Source organism: Pseudomonas sp. No.21, assembly GCF_054558415.1.
In genome coordinates, this window is sequence record NZ_BAAJNO010000009.1 from 152,734 (window position 1) to 168,645 (window position 15,912).

Annotated in this window: 18 protein-coding genes; 12 read left to right on the plus strand and 6 right to left on the minus strand. The window is 68.8% G+C overall.

Translation table 11 applies throughout. From position 1 onward, the window contains the following. Positions 1-2: 2 nt before the first annotated feature. The 5 genes from ACYJSS_RS19885 to ACYJSS_RS19905 all read left to right on the plus strand — a co-directional run bounded on the left by ACYJSS_RS19885 (position 3) and on the right by ACYJSS_RS19905 (position 5,423). Positions 3-884, plus strand: coding sequence for a sulfurtransferase (locus ACYJSS_RS19885; protein WP_236205579.1), 882 nt, complete (start codon positions 3-5; stop codon positions 882-884). 109 nt (positions 885-993) lie between these two features. Beyond that, positions 994-3,162 (plus strand): TonB-dependent siderophore receptor, encoded by a 2,169-nt coding sequence (locus ACYJSS_RS19890; protein WP_236205578.1) that lies wholly within the window; start codon positions 994-996, stop codon positions 3,160-3,162. Between the two features lie 10 nt (positions 3,163-3,172). Then, positions 3,173-4,015 (plus strand): 5'-nucleotidase, lipoprotein e(P4) family, encoded by an 843-nt coding sequence (locus tag ACYJSS_RS19895; protein ID WP_236205577.1) that lies wholly within the window; start codon positions 3,173-3,175, stop codon positions 4,013-4,015. A gap of 11 nt (positions 4,016-4,026) precedes the next feature. Further along, a complete protein-coding gene (gene pnuC / locus ACYJSS_RS19900) occupies positions 4,027-4,623 on the plus strand; it encodes a nicotinamide riboside transporter PnuC (protein ID WP_236205576.1) in 597 nt (198 codons plus the stop codon). 74 nt (positions 4,624-4,697) lie between these two features. Then, a complete protein-coding gene (locus tag ACYJSS_RS19905) occupies positions 4,698-5,423 on the plus strand; it encodes a UTRA domain-containing protein (RefSeq protein WP_236205606.1) in 726 nt (241 codons plus the stop codon). Positions 5,424-5,468: 45 nt separating this feature from the next. Here ACYJSS_RS19905 and mnmH read toward each other — a convergent pair whose 3' ends face one another. Together mnmH and selD are read right to left on the minus strand one after the other, a co-directional pair. Continuing rightward, a complete protein-coding gene (mnmH, locus tag ACYJSS_RS19910; protein WP_236205575.1) occupies positions 5,469-6,569 on the minus strand; it encodes a tRNA 2-selenouridine(34) synthase MnmH in 1,101 nt (366 codons plus the stop codon). Next, positions 6,569-7,603 (minus strand): selenide, water dikinase SelD, encoded by a 1,035-nt coding sequence (gene selD / locus ACYJSS_RS19915; RefSeq protein WP_236205574.1) that lies wholly within the window; start codon positions 7,601-7,603, stop codon positions 6,569-6,571. The genes mnmH and selD overlap by 1 nt, the downstream gene beginning before the upstream one ends. A 151-nt stretch (positions 7,604-7,754) precedes the next feature. On the opposite strand from selD, the gene ACYJSS_RS19920 reads away from it, so the two are divergent. The 4 genes from ACYJSS_RS19920 to phnE are packed head-to-tail and all read left to right on the plus strand — an operon-like array spanning position 7,755 to position 10,985. After that, on the plus strand, positions 7,755-8,606 hold the full coding sequence (locus ACYJSS_RS19920; protein WP_236205573.1) for a putative selenate ABC transporter substrate-binding protein: 852 nt from the start codon (positions 7,755-7,757) through the stop codon (positions 8,604-8,606). Further along, complete coding sequence (locus ACYJSS_RS19925) at positions 8,603-9,400, plus strand: phosphonate ABC transporter ATP-binding protein (RefSeq protein ID WP_111263231.1); 798 nt, start codon at positions 8,603-8,605, stop codon at positions 9,398-9,400. Before ACYJSS_RS19920 ends, ACYJSS_RS19925 begins: the two co-directional genes overlap by 4 nt. Next, positions 9,394-10,221, plus strand: coding sequence for a PhnE/PtxC family ABC transporter permease (locus tag ACYJSS_RS19930; RefSeq protein ID WP_236205572.1), 828 nt, complete (start codon positions 9,394-9,396; stop codon positions 10,219-10,221). Before ACYJSS_RS19925 ends, ACYJSS_RS19930 begins: the two co-directional genes overlap by 7 nt. Continuing rightward, positions 10,218-10,985, plus strand: a complete 768-nt coding sequence (gene phnE, locus ACYJSS_RS19935; RefSeq protein WP_213630029.1) for a phosphonate ABC transporter, permease protein PhnE — start codon at positions 10,218-10,220, stop codon at positions 10,983-10,985. Before ACYJSS_RS19930 ends, phnE begins: the two co-directional genes overlap by 4 nt. A gap of 33 nt (positions 10,986-11,018) precedes the next feature. On the opposite strand, the gene ACYJSS_RS19940 is transcribed toward phnE, so the two are convergent. The 3 genes from ACYJSS_RS19940 to ACYJSS_RS19950 all read right to left on the minus strand — a co-directional run bounded on the left by ACYJSS_RS19940 (position 11,019) and on the right by ACYJSS_RS19950 (position 12,413). Beyond that, complete coding sequence (locus ACYJSS_RS19940; RefSeq protein ID WP_146603051.1) at positions 11,019-11,252, minus strand: hypothetical protein; 234 nt, start codon at positions 11,250-11,252, stop codon at positions 11,019-11,021. Positions 11,253-11,289: 37 nt separating this feature from the next. After that, on the minus strand, positions 11,290-11,811 hold the full coding sequence (locus ACYJSS_RS19945) for a hypothetical protein (RefSeq protein WP_236205571.1): 522 nt from the start codon (positions 11,809-11,811) through the stop codon (positions 11,290-11,292). Between the two features lie 116 nt (positions 11,812-11,927). Beyond that, positions 11,928-12,413 (minus strand): winged helix-turn-helix transcriptional regulator, encoded by a 486-nt coding sequence (locus tag ACYJSS_RS19950; RefSeq protein ID WP_111263235.1) that lies wholly within the window; start codon positions 12,411-12,413, stop codon positions 11,928-11,930. 134 nt (positions 12,414-12,547) lie between these two features. Between ACYJSS_RS19950 and ACYJSS_RS19955 the strand changes: the two genes are divergently transcribed. From ACYJSS_RS19955 to ACYJSS_RS19965, 3 genes are all read left to right on the plus strand, one after another. Then, positions 12,548-12,841: a hypothetical protein gene (locus tag ACYJSS_RS19955; RefSeq protein ID WP_236205570.1), complete on the plus strand. Its 294-nt coding sequence runs from the start codon at positions 12,548-12,550 to the stop codon at positions 12,839-12,841. Beyond that, positions 12,828-14,168 (plus strand): DUF1329 domain-containing protein, encoded by a 1,341-nt coding sequence (locus ACYJSS_RS19960; RefSeq protein WP_371921721.1) that lies wholly within the window; start codon positions 12,828-12,830, stop codon positions 14,166-14,168. Before ACYJSS_RS19955 ends, ACYJSS_RS19960 begins: the two co-directional genes overlap by 14 nt. 73 nt (positions 14,169-14,241) lie before the next feature. Next, positions 14,242-15,282, plus strand: coding sequence for an NADP-dependent oxidoreductase (locus ACYJSS_RS19965; RefSeq protein WP_236205569.1), 1,041 nt, complete (start codon positions 14,242-14,244; stop codon positions 15,280-15,282). Positions 15,283-15,329: 47 nt separating this feature from the next. Here the strand turns inward: ACYJSS_RS19965 and ACYJSS_RS19970 are convergent, their stop codons facing one another. Next, positions 15,330-15,875 (minus strand): thioesterase family protein, encoded by a 546-nt coding sequence (locus ACYJSS_RS19970; protein ID WP_236205568.1) that lies wholly within the window; start codon positions 15,873-15,875, stop codon positions 15,330-15,332. Positions 15,876-15,912: the final 37 nt, after the last annotated feature.

Genomic DNA, 15,912 nt, shown 5'->3' on the forward strand with positions numbered 1-15,912 from the left:
CCATGCCCACGCACCAAGCCGCCATCCTCATCGCCCCGCAGGCCCTGCACCGGGCCCTGGCCGAACCCGGCCTGCTGCTGCTCGATGCCAGCGTCGAACTGGCCGCCGCCGCATTCGACGGCGACTACCGGGTGGCAAGCGGCGAGGCGGCCTGGCGCCAGGAGCACATCCCCGGTGCCCGCCATGCGGACCTGCTGCACGAGCTGGCCGATGGCGCGGCGGGCTTCAGCTTCGCCCTGCCGTCCCCGGCCGCCCTGCAGCGCCCCCTGGCCCGCCTGGGCATCGGCGGCGCACGGCGCATCGTCATCTACGACCGCCACGACGGTTTCTGGGCCGCGCGCCTGTGGTGGATGCTGCGCAGCCTCGGCATCACCGCCGCCGTGCTCGATGGCGGCCTCAAGGCCTGGCGCCACGCCGGCCTGCCCCTGGCACAGGGCGAGGAGCCCGGTGGCGGCGCGCCGTTGCCGCAGCTGGCCCCCCAGGCGGGTTTCTGGGCCGATCGCCAGGACGTGCTCGCCGTGGTCGGAGGCAACGCGCCCGGCACGCTGGTCTGCGCGCTGTCCGCCGCGCTCTTCGACGGCAGTGCCGTGACCCGCTATGCCCGGCGCGGCCATATTCCCGGCAGCCTCAGCCACCCGGCACGCGGCCTGTTCGACGCGAGCGGCCGCTACCTGCCGGCACCGCAGCTGGCCCGGGCCCTGGGCCCGCTGCTGGAGGGCGAGCAGCCCCTGATCCTCTATTGCGGCGGCGGCATTTCCGCCGCCGCCACGGCCCTCGCCCTGACCCTCCTGGGCCGGCAGCGGGTCTCGATCTACGACGGCTCGCTGCAGGAATGGGCGGCCGATCCAGCCTTGCCAATGTCCACCGGAGCAGCTCCGGCCTGAGGTTCTTCCACCTTCTTCCGTCTTTCAGCAGTAGGCACGCCAGCGCGGCCAGCCGGGCAACCCGCCGCCCGGCCCCGCTTCATGCCGGCGTCCATCGAGGAGTTCGTCCATGGCTTCATCCCTGTTCCTGCAGCACCGCCACGGTTTCGCCCTGGCGCTCCTGGCCCTGTCACTGAGCCCGTCCCTGGTCCGGGCGCAAGGCGCCATCACCCTGGACACCGTCACCGTGCACGGCGACGAGGGCGACGGCTACCAGGCCCGAAGCGCCTCGGTGGGCGGCTTCGACGAGGCGCCGCTGCTGGATACCCCCGCCTCCGTCTCGGTGTTCACCGAGGCGCTGATCAAGGATCGCCAGGCCAGGCTGCTCAGCGAGGTGCTGCGCAACGACGCCTCGGTCGGCGACAGCTACGCGCCCATCGGCTACTACGAGAACTTCGTGATCCGCGGCTTCTCCCTCAACGCCGCCAGCAGCTACAAGATCAACGGCCGTACCATCACCGGCGAGCAGAACGTGGCCCTGGAGAACAAGCAGCGGGTCGAGGTGCTCAAGGGCCTTTCCGGCCTGCAGAGCGGCGTCTCCGAGCCCGGCGGGCTGGTCAACTACGTCACCAAGCGCCCGGAGGCCGTGCGCTCGGTGACCCTGGCCACCAACGAGCAGGGCGAGCGCTACATCGCCACCGACATCGGCGCCTGGCTCGACGACGAGCAGCGCTTCGGCCTGCGCGCCAACGTCGCCCACGAGGACATCCGCTCCTACGTCGACAACTCCGACGGCACGCGCGACTTCCTCTCCCTGGCCAGCGACTGGAACATCAGCGACGCCGCCCTGCTGCAGCTGGACGCCGAGTACCAGACCCGCGAGCAGCGCTCGGTGCCCGGCTACCAGCTGCTGGGCGGCAGCGTGGTGCCCAGCGGCATCGACCCGAGCGACCGCCTCGGCGACCAGAGCTGGTCCAAGCCCGTGAAAATCGACTCGCTGAACCTCAACGGCCGCTTCGAATACCGTTTCGACGACGACTGGACCGGCAGCCTCAGCGCCGCCCGCAGCCGCGTGGTGATCGACGACTACAGCGCCTTCGCCTGGGGCTGCTACGGCTCGGCCAGTTGCGCCGGCTCCGCCGTGCCGAACTTCTTCAGCCCCGAAGGCGACTACGACATCTACGACTTCCGCAACCCGGGCGACACGCGCCGCAACGACGAGCTGCAAGCCGCCCTCGCCGGCCGCTTCGACAGCGGCCCGCTCAGCCACGAGCTGACCATCGGCAGCAGCGCCTTCCGCCGCCTGCTGGACCGGCGCAAGTCGACCAACGAGTGGGTGGGCACCGCCAACATCCACCAGCCCACGCCCGACTTCCCGCCCACCGACGTGCCCCTCGGCCACACCTATCGCCGCCTGGACAGCCGCCAGTACGGCCTGTTCGCCAGCGACCGCGTGAGCTACGGCGAACACTGGCAGGCGGTGATCGGCGGGCGCCAGGTGCGCCTGGACGAAGAGGCCTTCGACAAGGACGGCAACACCACCCGCCACACCCGGCGTTCGGCGTTCCTGCCCAGCGTCGCGCTGATCTACAAGCCGCGCGCGGACATCTCCCTCTATGGCAGCTACAGCAAGGGCCTGTCCCTGGGCGGCGAAGCGCCCTGGTTCACCACCAACGCCGACGAAATCCTGCCGCCGACGGTCTCGCGCCAGCTGGAGCTGGGCATCAAGCGCGACTGGCAGCGCCTGAGCCTGAGCGCCGCGCTGTTCCAGATCACCAAGGCCTACCAGTACGCGCGGCCCAACGGCGACACCACCTTCACCTACGTGCAGCAGGGCGAGCAGAAGAACATCGGCCTGGAGCTTTCCGCCACCGGCCGGGTCACCGACCGCCTGCAGGTTTCGGCCAGTGCCGCGGCCATCCGCGCGCGGGTCGCCGGCAGCGGCACCGCCGCCTACGAAGGCCACCAGGCGATCAACGTGCCCGAGCTGCGCGCCAGCCTGCATGCCGACTACGCCATCCCCGGCATCCAGGGCCTGGCCCTGCTCGGCGGCGTGCAGTACAGCGGCAGCAAGTACGCCAGCCAGGCCGGCAACGTGAAGGTGGACGACTACGCGGTGTTCGACCTCGGCGGCCGCTACAGCCTGGATATCGACGGCTACGAGACGGTGCTGCGCCTGACCGTCGACAACCTCTTCGACGCCCGCTACTGGCGCGACGCCGGCGAGTACATGGGCGACGGCTACCTGTTCCAGGGCGCCCCGCGTACCGCGCGCCTCTCCGCCACCCTGAACTTCTGAGGAACCTGCCGTGCGCATCGCCACACCGCTCGTCACCGCCCTGCTCGCCTCGCTCCTGGCCGGCTGCCAGCAGCACCCGCCCGCCAACGACCAGCTGGACGCGGTGCTCTGGACCCAGACCTCCATCGAGCACGACCTGCTGTTCCGCCAGGTCTACGCCAACGCCACGCGGCAACTGGACAGGGCCCTGGCCGACCCCGGCTGGGACGCCCTGGCCGAAGCGCCTCGCGAACTGGCCGGGCTGCCGCCGGCGGTGATCGTCGACATCGACGAGACCCTGCTCGACAACGTGCCGCTGAACGCCCGCACCGTCCTCGAGGACCGCCCCTACGACCACAGGCAATGGAACCAATGGGTGGAGCGTGCCGAGGCCAGGGCGCTACCGGGCGCGGTGGCCTTCCTGCAGGCGGCGGCGCAGCGCGGCATCACCCCGTACTACCTGACCAACCGCGAGCCCGGCCAGGAACAGGCGACCCTGGTCAACCTGCGCCGCGCCGGCTTCCCCATCGACGACGCCACGCAGATCCTCACGGCGGGCACGGCCATCGGCGGCTGTGCGGACGCGGGCTCGGACAAGACCTGCCGACGCCACTGGGTGGGGAGCCGCGCCCGCGTGCTGATGCTGGTGGGCGACAGCTTCGGGGACTTCATCGCCGGCAAGGGCAGCCTGGCCGATCAGCAACGGGTGGCCGCGCCCTACCTCGGCTGGCTGGGCGAGCGCTGGTTCCTGTTGCCCAACCCAACCTACGGCCACTGGTACAGCGCCCCCTACCAGGGCCGCGAGGACCTGCCGGCCACCGAGAAGCGCGCGCTCAAGCAACGGGCGCTGCAACCGCAGTACCCCACCGACTGAGGGCCCCATCGATGTCATCACTGGAAATCGTCGCCGTCATCGTCAACATCCTCGGCGTCTGGCTCACCGCCCGGCGCATCCGCTGGTGCTGGCCGGTCAGCGTGGTCGCGGTGCTGCTCTATGCCTGGATCTTCTTCGGCGTGAAGCTCTACTCCGACATGCTCCTGCAACTGGTCTTCGCCGTGCTGCAAGGCTACGGCTGGTGGCGCTGGAGCAGCGGCCAGAGCGTCGGCGGCAAGGTCCGCGTCGAGCGCCTGCCCCCGCGCGAGGCCGTTCTCAGCCTGCTCGCCGGCCTGCTCGGCGCCGTGCTGCTGGGCAGCCTGATGCACCTTTTCACCGATGCCGCCGTGCCCTGGGTCGACGCCCTGCTCACCGCCTTCAGCCTGGTGGCCAGCTTCTGGGCGGCGCGCAAGTACCTGGCGAGCTGGGGGCTGTGGATCATCCTCGACATCGCCTACGTCGGCCTCTTCCTCTACAAGGACCTGCAACTCACCGCCGCGCTCTACGCCGGCTTCGTGGTGCTCGCCGGCTATGGCCTGCACGCCTGGCGCAAGGACCTGCGGCACCAGGAGCAGCCGCTGGCAGCGGCTGCCGGGGCAACGGCGTGAACGGCGCGCTGCTGAACCCGTCGCGCCCCTCGTTCGTCACCGAGTCCTTGCCCCAGGGCGGTTGGCGAGCCTCACTGCCCCACTACCTGCGCATCCGCGACCAGTTGGTGACGGACCTGGCCGAAGGCGTCCTCCCCAGTGACAGCAAGCTGCCGGCGGAGCGTGAGCTGGCCGAGCGCTTCTGCTGCACCCGGGTGACCCTGCGCCAAGCCTTGCAGCTGCTGGAGACGGACGGCCTGATCTACCGCCAGAACCGAAGGGGCTGGTATGTGAGCCCGCCGCGCATCCGCTACGACCCCACCGGCATCATCGGCTTCATGGAATACGTGGCGGCCCAGGGGCGCGTGCCGCGCACCGAATGCCTGCACGCCGAACGCCGCCCCGCCGGCGCCTGGCTGGCCAAGCGCATGGGCCTGGAGCACCCCGAGGAGCCGGTCTTCTACCTGCAACGGCGCCGCTGGGTCGACCAGCGCCCGGTGCTGCTGGAATGCAACGTGCTGCTGGTGGACTGGTGCCCCGACCTGCTCCGCACCGACCTCAACACCTCGCTCACCCGCCTGCTGCGCGAGCGCTTCGGCCGCGTGCAGTCACGCAGCGAACTGCTCATGCATCCGGAAACGATGAACGATGTCCAGGCCGAGCTGCTGCAGGTCTCGCCGGGGTCCGGCAGCTTCTACCTGGAGCGCCTGAGCTACGGCGAACACGGCCAACCCGTGGAGTTCGACCAGGAATTCTGGCGCCCGGACTCCCTCGCCGTGGTCCTCGGCACCCGGCATCCGGAATCGATCCGGCCCCCATGAGTCAGTGCGACGTACAACGGCGGGGCCGCCCCTGGTCGACAGCCCCTAACGCCGCGCCCGGCGCTGCGCCAGGTAGTCGAGGATGGCCGGCGCGTCACCGGCGAACTCGATGCGCGTGCCCTTGTTCTCGCGCTGGTAGGCGTACATCGGGTCGTAGTACTCGCGCAGCAGCCCCTCGATCCAGCCACGGTGGAGATCCACCACACCACGGCGACGCTGCTCGTCCAGGGCCGCCTGCATGATCAGCCGCAGGCGCTGGTAACGTTCGCCGCCGAGGCGCTTCTGGATGTTGTCGAGGCTCTGCAGCAGGCGCTCGGCGAAACGCTCGAAACCCTGCTCATCGCCGTGCACGGCGCGGAATTCGCCGGCCAGGTCGATCACGTAGTCCTTGAGAATGCGTTCGATGCGCCCTTCGAGGCTGTCCTCCAGCCATACCAGCGGGAAATGCTGCATGCCCTGGTGCAACGACAGCGGCAGCGAGCACATGCCGATCATGCGGCTTTCGTCCTCCAGCACGAACTGCTGCTGGCCTCGCGCCCGGCGCTTGAGCAGGTCGATGGCCAGGCGGTTCTCGAAATCGATCTGCGAGGGTTGCAAGGTCGCACGCTTGCCGAAGCTGGAGCCACGGTGGTTGGCGTGGCCCTCCAGGTCGACGCTGTCGGCCAGGGCCTTGACCACCTCGGTCTTGCCGGTGCCGGTCATGCCGCCCACGACGACGAACTCGCACTCGGCCACGGCACGGTCCAGGGTCTCGATCAGGAAGGTCCGCATCGCCTTGTAGCCGCCGATCACGCGCGGGTACTCGATGCCGGCTTCCTTCAGCCACTGCTGCACGATCTGCGACCGCAGGCCGCCCCGGAAGCAATAGAGGTAGCCCTCGGGGTGGGCCTTGGCGAAGGCCGCCCAGGCCTCCACCCGTTGCGCCTTGACCTTGCCGGACACCAGCTGGTGGCCGAGCTCGATGGCGGCCTGCTGGCCCTTCTGCTTGTAGCAGGTGCCGACCTTCTGCCGCTCCAGGTCGGTCATCAGGGGGAGGCTGACGGTGCCGGGAAAGGCGCCCTTGGCGTATTCCACCGGGGCACGCATGTCCATCATCGGGACATCGTTGAGAAAGAGTTCGCGGTAGTCGGTGGTGTTGTCACGCATCACAGCACCTCGACCGCGTGTCGCTGTCGCTCGACCAGTTGGCCGATGGGCGAGAGGTCCAGCCGCAGCTCGGCGGCCACGGCGAGGAACTCGGCCTCGCCCTCGGGCGCCACCGCCACCAGCAGGCCACCGCTGGTCTGCGGGTCGCACAGCAGGTCCCGCTGCGCGTCGGAGATCGGCGCGATCCTGTCGCCATAGCTGTCGAAGTTGCGCTGCGTCCCGCCGGGCACGCAACCTTCCGCCAGGTAATGCTCGACGCCCGGCAGGCGCGGCACGCTGGCGTAATCCAGCCGAGCCGTGAGGCCGGCACCGTCGGCCATCTCCACCAGGTGGCCGAGCAGGCCGAAGCCGGTGACGTCGGTCATGGCACGGACGCCCGCCAGGCGGCCGAAGCGCGAACCGGGGGTATTGAGGGTGCACATCCAGTCCCGCGCCAGGCCGACGTCCTGCTCACGCAGCCGGGCCTTCTTCTCGGCGGTGGTGAGGATGCCGATACCCAGCGGCTTGGTCAGGTAGAGCCTGCAACCGACGGTTGCGGTGTCGTTGCGCTTCATGTGCGCCTTGTTCACCACGCCGGTCACGGCCAGGCCGAAGATCGGCTCCGGCGCGTCGATCGAGTGGCCGCCGGCCAGCGGGATGCCCGCCGCATCGCACACCGCGCGGCCTCCCCGGATCACCTCGCGAGCCACCTCCGGCGACAGCAGGTTCACCGGCCAGCCGAGGATGGCGATGGCCATCAAGGGGTCGCCGCCCATGGCGTAGATGTCGCTGATCGCGTTGGTCGCGGCGATGCGGCCGAAGTCGTAGGGGTCGTCGACGATGGGCATGAAGAAATCAGTGGTGGAGACCACCCCGCGCTCCTCGTCCAGGGCGTACACCGCAGCATCGTCGCGCGAGGCATTGCCGACCCACAGGCGCGGGTCGAGGTTCTGCGCGCCGCTGCCGGCCAGGATCACGTCCAGCACCTTGGGGGAAATCTTGCAGCCGCAACCGGCGCCATGGCTGTACTGGGTCAAACGGATCGGCTCGCTCATTGCACACCTCGTGATTCTGATGGCGGCGGATTTTAGCAAAGCTGGCGTTTCACACCTCCCTCCCTATAATCGCCGCCGATTCGGCTACCCTCTGCAAGCGCGCCCGGCGCGTGACTGCGAACCTTTTCCGCCATTGAACCGGAGAATCTTCATGCTCAAGCGCATCCTGGCCGCCACCGCCGGCCTCGCCCTGTCCCTGTCCACGCTGGCCACCCAGGCCGCCGACGTGCTGCGCGTCAGCGCCATCCCCGACGAAGCCCCCACCGAGCTGCTGCGCAAGTTCGAGCCGCTGGGCGCCTACCTGGAAAAAACGCTGGGCATGCAGGTCCAGTTCGTCCCGGTCGCCGACTACCCGGCCGTGGTCGAGGCCCTGGCCACCGACCGCCTGGACCTGGCCTGGCTGGGCGGCTTCACCTTCGTCCAGGTGCGCCTGAAGACCGGCAACGCCATCCCGCTGGTGCAGCGCGAGCAGGATGCGCAGTTCACCAGCAAGTTCATCACCGCCAACCCGGAGGTGAAGTCGCTGGCCGACCTCAAGGGCAAGACCTTCGCCTTCGGCTCCATCTCCTCGACCTCGGGCAGCCTGATGCCGCGCTACTTCATGCTCAAGGACGGCATCAAGCCCGAGCAGTACTTCAGCCGCATCGGCTATTCCGGCGCCCATGACGCCACCGCCGCCTGGGTCCAGGCCGGCAAGGTGGACGGCGGCGTGCTGAACGCCAGCGTGTGGGACAAGCTGGTCGCCGCCGGCAAGGTCGACACCGCCAAGGTCCGGGTGTTCGCCACCACACCGGCCTACTACGACTACAACTGGACCGTGCGCGGCACCCTCGACCCGGCCCTCGCCGAGAAGATCAGGAAGGCCTTCCTCGCCCTCGACCCGGCCAACCCGGAGCACAAGGCGATCCTCGACCTGCAGGCCGCCAGCCGCTTCATCGAGACCAACCCGGACAACTACAAGGGCATCGAGGAAGCCGCCCGCGCCGCCGACCTGCTGAAATGAGCCTGCGCCTCGAAGGCGCCTGCCTGCAGCACGGCAATGGGGTCCACGCCCTGCGCGGCGTCGACCTGGGCATCGCCAGCGGAGAACGGGTCGCCATCATCGGCCCCTCCGGCGCAGGCAAGTCCAGCCTGCTGAACCTGCTCGCCACCGCCCTGCAGCCGAGCGCGGGCCATGTGGAGGCGCTCGGGCAGAACCCCTGGCAGCTGTCGTCCCGTGCCCGGCAGCATCTGCGCTCACGCATCGCCCTGATCCACCAGTCGCCACCCCTGCCGCCACGGCAGCGGGTGGTCACCGCCGTGCTCGCCGGCAAGCTCGGCCAATGGGGGCTGGGTCGCAGCTTGCTCAACCTGCTGCATCCACTGGACATCCCCGGTGCGCGCGCCGCGCTGGCGCGCCTGGACCTGGCCGACAAGCTCTTCGCCCAGTGCCAGCAGTTGTCGGGCGGCCAGCTGCAACGCGTCGGCATCGCCCGGGCGCTGTACCAGGCGCCGGAACTCCTGCTCGCGGACGAGCCGGTTTCCGCGATGGACCCGGTGCTCGCGGACCACACGATGCGCGTGCTCTGCCAGCACGCCGAGGCCCATGGCATGACGCTGGTGGCCAGCCTGCATGCCGTCGAACTCGCCCTGTCGCACTTCCCGCGCATCGTCGGCGTGCGCGAGGGGCGCATCGCCTTCGATCGCCCGGCCGGCGAGGTCGACCAGGCGCTGCTCGACGCCCTCTACGCCAATGAGCAGTTGCAGTCTCCGCCGCCCCAGGCCGTGACCCTGCAGGTGCAGATACCCCGATGCTGAGGGCCGACCACCGCGACCCTGCCACCCTGCCCCGCCTGCTGCTGGCGCTGCTGGCGGTGGCGCTGCTGTGGCCCGGCATCCGCCTGGCCGAACTGGACCCCGGCGTGCTCCTGGCCGCGGACAGCCAGAGCGAGATGGGCCGCTTCCTCGCCGGCTTCTGGCCGCCTGCCCACGACCCGGCCTTCCTGAAGCTGCTGCTGGACGCCACCCTGCAGACCCTGGCCATCGCCACCGCCGGCATGGTCCTGGCGCTGCTGGTCGCGGTGCCCGCCGGCCTGCTCGCCAGCCGCGCCCTGTCGCTGTCGGCGGCCTCCCGGGGCGGCCATCCCGGCATGCTAGGCCGGGCAGTGCGCTGGCCGGTACGGGTGCTGCTCATCGTCCTGCGCAGCGTGCCGGAAGTCGTCTGGGCGCTGCTGTTCGTGCGGGCCGTGGGCCTCGGCCCGACCGCAGGCGTGCTGGCCATCGCCATCACCTATGCCGGCATGCTCGGCAAGGTCTACGCGGAAATCCTCGAGTCGGTCGACCAGCGCCCCATGCATGCCCTGCTGCAGGGCGGCGCCGGGCGCCTGGGCGCCTTCTTCTACGGCCTGCTGCCGAACGCCGCCGCCGAGCTGACCTCCTACACCGTGTACCGCTGGGAGTGCGCCATCCGCGCCTCGGTGGTGATGGGGTTCGTGGGTGCAGGCGGCCTGGGCCAGCAGATCGACCTGTCGCTGCGCATGTTCGCCGGCGGCGAGGTGGCGAGCATGCTGCTGACCTTCTTCCTGCTGGTGCTGCTGGCGGACCTGCTCAGCCGCGTGCTGCGTGGGAGGCTGGCATGAAGCGCCTGGTCGACACCGCCCTGCTGCTGGCGATCCTCGCCGCCGTCATCGCCTCCTTCCTCTACCTGGGCCTGGACCTGCCGGCCCTGGGTGAGGCGGGGAACCTCAAGCAGATGGGGGCGTACGTGATGCGTTTCCTGCAGCCCGACCTCAGCGACTCCCACCTGCTGGCCATCGCCCGGGGCGCGCTGGAGACCCTGGCCATGTCGGCCCTGGGCACGCTGCTCGCCGCGCTGCTGGGCCTGCTGCTGGCGCTGCCCGCCGCCGGGCGCTTCGGCACGCTGCCACAGGGCCTGACCCGCCTGCTGCTCAATGGCCTGCGGGCGATACCCGAGCTGGTCTGGGCGGCGCTGATGGTGCTCGCCGCCGGCCTCGGGCCCAACGCCGGCACCCTGGCCCTGGCCCTGCACACGGCGGGCGTGCTCGGCCGCCTGTTCGCCGAAGCGCTGGAGAACACGCCGAGCGCCCCGGCCGAGGCCATCCGCCTGCAAGGCGGCGGCCAGGTCGCCGCCTTCTGCTACGGCACCCTGCCCAACCTGTGGCCGCAGCTGCTGGCCTACTCGCTGTACCGCTGGGAAAACAACATCCGCATGGCCAGCGTGCTCGGCTTCGTCGGCGCCGGCGGCCTGGGGCAGATGCTCTATGTCAGCCTCAGCCTGTTCCAGGAAGCCCGCGCCAGCACCGTGATCCTGGCCATGCTGGTGCTGGTGCTCGCGGTCGACGCCCTGAGTGGCTGGACCCGCCAGCGCTGGGTGCGGGCCTAGCGCCTGCCGCGTCGGCGTCGCCTGCTGGCGCCATCAACCGAACGAGGGCATCGGCCCCAGCGAATGCAGGACCCAGGCGATCCCGCCCGCTGCGGCGAGGCCCAGTACCGCGATGCCGATGAACAGCCATTTCAGGACCTTCGGCAGCACGGACGGCCTGGGTCCGGGCCCCCGGGCCTGCAGCGCCCGCCGCGCATCCTCGGCGCATCGCGTGCACGGGCGGTGCACCTCGAAGACGAGGAACCCGCAGTGATCACAGACCTTCATGGCCGGCCATCGCGGCCGGGCGTGGACACGGGTGGGGTCACTTCAGCTCCAGCAGGCGGGTGGCCTGGGAGGCGTCGTCCACGGACAGGTGAATCACGCCGGGACGGGTCGGGAAGTTCGGCGAATCGTCATCGGTGTTCTCCATCACCGGGATGTCGATCAGGGTCTTGTCGCCTGCGGGGTCGCTGACCAGCCTGGCGTCGAGTTTCTCGATCGAGCGCCAGCTGTCGCCACCGATGCGCACCACGTCGATCAGGCTGTAGTGCGGCACGCCTTCTTCGTTCGCCTCCGGGGTGAAGGCCGCCAGGAACTGGGCGTAGTTGTTGCCCATGCCGAAGCCTTCGACGGTGAACACCGCCAGGGTGACCTGGCTTTCCTCGCCGGTATCCAGGGTCTGGGTCATGGTCGCCTCGGGGTAGCCGGTGGCGTAGCTGTCCCTGAGCAGCTCCACCAGGCGCCCGACCTGCTCCTCCAGCGCCTTGGGCACCGGTTCCGGGTCGGCGGCGAGGGTCAGGGAAGAGGCGAGAAGCAGGCTGAGAGGCAACAGGCGCAATTTCATCAGGTGGGGTCCGCAATGGCCGGAGGGGCGTTCTGGCGCGGATGTTAGCGTCCGTCGAGGAAATTACCGCCGACCAGTGCTCGCCCCGCTGCGATGGGCCTGCACCGCCGCGCCAGTCAGCGGGCTTTGCGCAGCCTGTCCAGGCGCTCCAGGGTCGTCGCGTCCGCACCGGGGCCGGGGCGAAGGCCCAGGTCCTTCAGGCCGAGCGGCACACCCTCACTGTCTACCAACTGCAAGGGCGCGAGGGGCGCCCCGGTCTTCCGGTTGATGGGGATCAGCGGGGGCCCCTCCGGCAGCGGATTCCATTCATCCCCCCACTGGAGCATGGCGATGATGATGACGTGCAGGGCCCGGCCCTTGTCGGTCAGGGTGTATTCGGTGCCGGTGCCGACCGGTGTCTTGATGATGATCGAGTGTTCCTGAAGCAGCTTGAGGCGCTTGGAGAGGATGCCCTTGGAAATCTCCAGGTTGCGCTGGAACTCGTCGAACTTCGTAGTTCCCCAGAGCAACTCGCGGATGATCAGCAGGTTCCACCAGTCGCCGAGCACGTCCGTGGAACGGGCGATGGAACAGTTTCGATCTTCGAACGTGACTCTTTCCACGGTGAAGTCTCCGTCGTGGGTGAGGTTGAGCGGTTATCGAGAAAGCGATTGACAGGTTTCATGATAGCACCTAGTTTTCCGCCCCATGGTTCTTTCATAGAACCTAATGGAAATCTTCCCTTCGAGGTCTATTCATGATCAAGCAACTCCTGGGTGCGACGACCTTCCTCGTCGTCGCGACCGCACAGGCCGCACCCCAAGACACCTGCATCACCAACGAACTGGACGAGAGCGTGATCACCGCAGAACTGGCGCTGGCGGTGGGCACTTGCCATATGGCCCGTGCCACCCAGGACGGCAGCGTAGCGGCACTGGAATACGCCCACAGCTGGTTCCAGCAGGCCCAGAAGCTCGGCGCAAGCGAGGCCCCCAAGCACCTGGCTGCGGTCGAACGGCAGCTGGAGCAAGCGGGGCATGCAAATGACTAAGCCACGCGTGCTCTGCGCCCTGATGGCCGCAATGGCACTGGCGGCCAGCTTCACCGCCGCCGCCGAAGCGCTCACACCACTGGGTGCCGAGGCGGCCGGTAACGCCGACGGGTCCATCCCCGCATGGACCGGCGGGTTCAGCCGCGGCATCACCTGGAGCGACATCCCGAAGCAGTTCGTCGACCCCTTCGCCGGCGATCCGGTGAAGTTCTCCATCGACGCCAGCAACTATGAAACCTACCGGGACAACCTGACGCCCGGGCAAATCGAGCAGTTGCGCCGCAACCCGGACGGCTACCGGCTGAACGTCTACGAAACCCGGCGTACCGCCCGGTATCCCGAGCATGTCTACGAGGCGGCGCGCAGGAACGCGCAGACAGCCAGGCTGGCACCCGGTGGCAACGGGGTACTCGACTACGAGGGCTACGTGCCTTTCAGCCACCCCAAGAGCGGCGTGGAAGTGCTGTGGAATCACTTCATGCGATACCGCGGCGGCAGTCTGTTCCGCGAACACACCCAGGTGATCACCCAGCCGAGCGGTGCGTTCAGTGAGGTCCGGCTCGAAGACCGCGCCGCCTGGCCGGAAAACCTGACCGGCTTCGACCCGGTGCGCGATGCCAACATCATGATTTTCTCGACCCAGAAAGTGACGGCCCCGGCGCGCCTGGCGGGCAACATCCTGCTGGTGCACGAAACCGTCGACCAGGTTGCGCAACCGCGCCTCGCCTGGCTCTACAACTCCGGGCAGCGGCGCGTCAGGCGCGCGCCGCAAGTCGCCTACGACGGCCCCGGCACCGCAGCGGACGGCCTGCGCACCTCCGACAACTACGACATGTACACGGGCTCGCCCGATCGCTACGAGTGGGTGCTCGAAGGCAAGCAGGAACTCTATATCCCCTACAACAACTACCGCCTGACCAGCCATGAGCTCACCTCGGCCAAGCTGATCGAAAAGGGCCACCTCGCACCGCAATACCTGCGCTATGAAAAACACCGGGTGTGGAAGGTGGTCGGCACGCTGAAGCCGGGGATGCGCCACATCTATGCCAAGCGCGTGTTCTATATCGACGAGGACACCTGGCAGATCGCCCTGGCGGAGCACTACGACAGCCGTGGCGAACTGTGGCGCTTCTCCGAGGGCTTCCACGTGCAGTACGACTACGCCGACACGCCCTGGTACGCCGGTGAGGCGATCTATGATTTCAGCAACAACCGCTACCTGGTGTTCGGCCTGATCTACAACAGCGCGCAACCCATCACCTTCGGCTTCAAGGCGAGCAAATCGGAGTTCACTCCCGCCGCCCTGAGAGCACAGGGCATCCGCTGAACCCGCACCTCCACACTCAACCCTCGAGCCGCGCGCAGGCCGATAGCGCCCGCGCGGCTGAACAGGTGAAACCATGAAAGCCTTCGTCATCGAACGTTATGGAAAGCAGGAGCGCCTCAAGCCTGCGGATGTGCCGGAGCCGACGCTCGGCGAGCACGATGTATTGGTGCAGGTCCACGCCGCCAGCATCAATCCGCTGGACATCAAGCTCAAGAGTGGCGCTCTCAAGCGGGTTGTGCCCCTGCGCCTGCCGCTCGTGCTGGGCAACGACCTGGCCGGCGTGGTGAGCCAGGTCGGCGCCAGGGTCACGGGCTTCAAGCCGGGCGATGAAGTCTATGCACGCACCGACACCGCGCGCATCGGCGCCTTCGCCGACTGCATCGCCGTATCCGAGGCCAACGTCGCCCCGAAGCCGGCCGGCCTGAGCATGGAGCAGGCGGCCTCCCTCCCCCTGGTAGCCCTCACCGCCTGGCAGGCGCTGGTGGAGAAGGCCAACCTGCAGAAAGGCCAGAAGGTATTCGTGCATGCGGGATCAGGCGGGGTCGGGAGCATCGCGATCCAGTTGGCCAGGCACCTGGGCGCCAGCGTGGCGACCACCACCAGCACGGCCAATGTCGCGCTGGTGAAAAGCCTTGGCGCCGACATCGTCATCGACTACCGCAAGGACGACTTCGAGAAGATCCTGCGTGGCTACGATGTGGTCCTGCACAGCCTGGGCACGGATGAGCTGGAGAAATCCTTGAGCGTGCTCAAGCCGGGTGGCCTGCTGATCTCCATCTCGGGCCCGCCGGACCCCGACTTCGCCAGGAGCGCCGGCATGCCCAAGCTGGTGCAGCTGATCATCCGCCTGATCAGCCGGAAGATCCGCAAGCAGGCCAGCCGGCACCAGGTCCGCTACTCGTTCCTGTTCATGCAGCCCAGCGGCAGGCAGCTGCGCAGGCTCGGCGAGCTCATCGGCGAGGGCGCGATCCGGCCGGTGATCGACAAGGTCTTTGCGTTCGAGGATACGGACGAGGCCCTGGCCTACGTCGAGACGGGCCGCGCCAGGGGAAAGGTCGTGGTCAGGGTCCAGCAGCCCGTGCCCGCAGCCACACCGGTGCCCATCGCCCAGTGACGAGGCCGCCGCCCGTGCGATGGCACGGGCGGCGTGCCCAGGTGCAGCTATCGCAGCGGTGCCTCCGCCTCGCGCAGGTACTCGCTCAGGCCGTCGCAACTGGCCGACCAGTCCTGCAGCCACCCTGGCAACGCCGGCGATTCGTCCACGCCCAGTTCACGCGCGAACTCAGCGGGCGCCACGGTGCCCTTGGGGCCGCGGAACAGCCCCCGCATAACCACCACCGCGATCACCCGCTGGTCCTTGACGAAGCGGTGCTCCATGAAGCTCCACTTCTCATCCCAGCCCAGCATCCGCGAGTGGACCTCGAAACGCTCGAACAGCTTCAGCTCGCGGCGGAACTTGCCCCACACATCACCCACGATGGGCAGCGCGCGATGCCGCAACGCCACGCGAAAGGCACCGCTGCGCAATACGTAGTCCATCCGCCCGATGTCGGCCAGGGTGAAATAGCGGCCATTGGTGACATGCCGGTTGAGGTCCAGATCCAGCGGCCATACGCGTAGCCGCACCACGGTGGTGGCGAGCCCGTGTACGGGTTTGCGCCAGGGGCGGCGCAGCAGCATCAACAGAAGGCGAAACCATAGGTTCATCTAGCGAACACCTGTTTGAACGACGAGTGCCGCACTC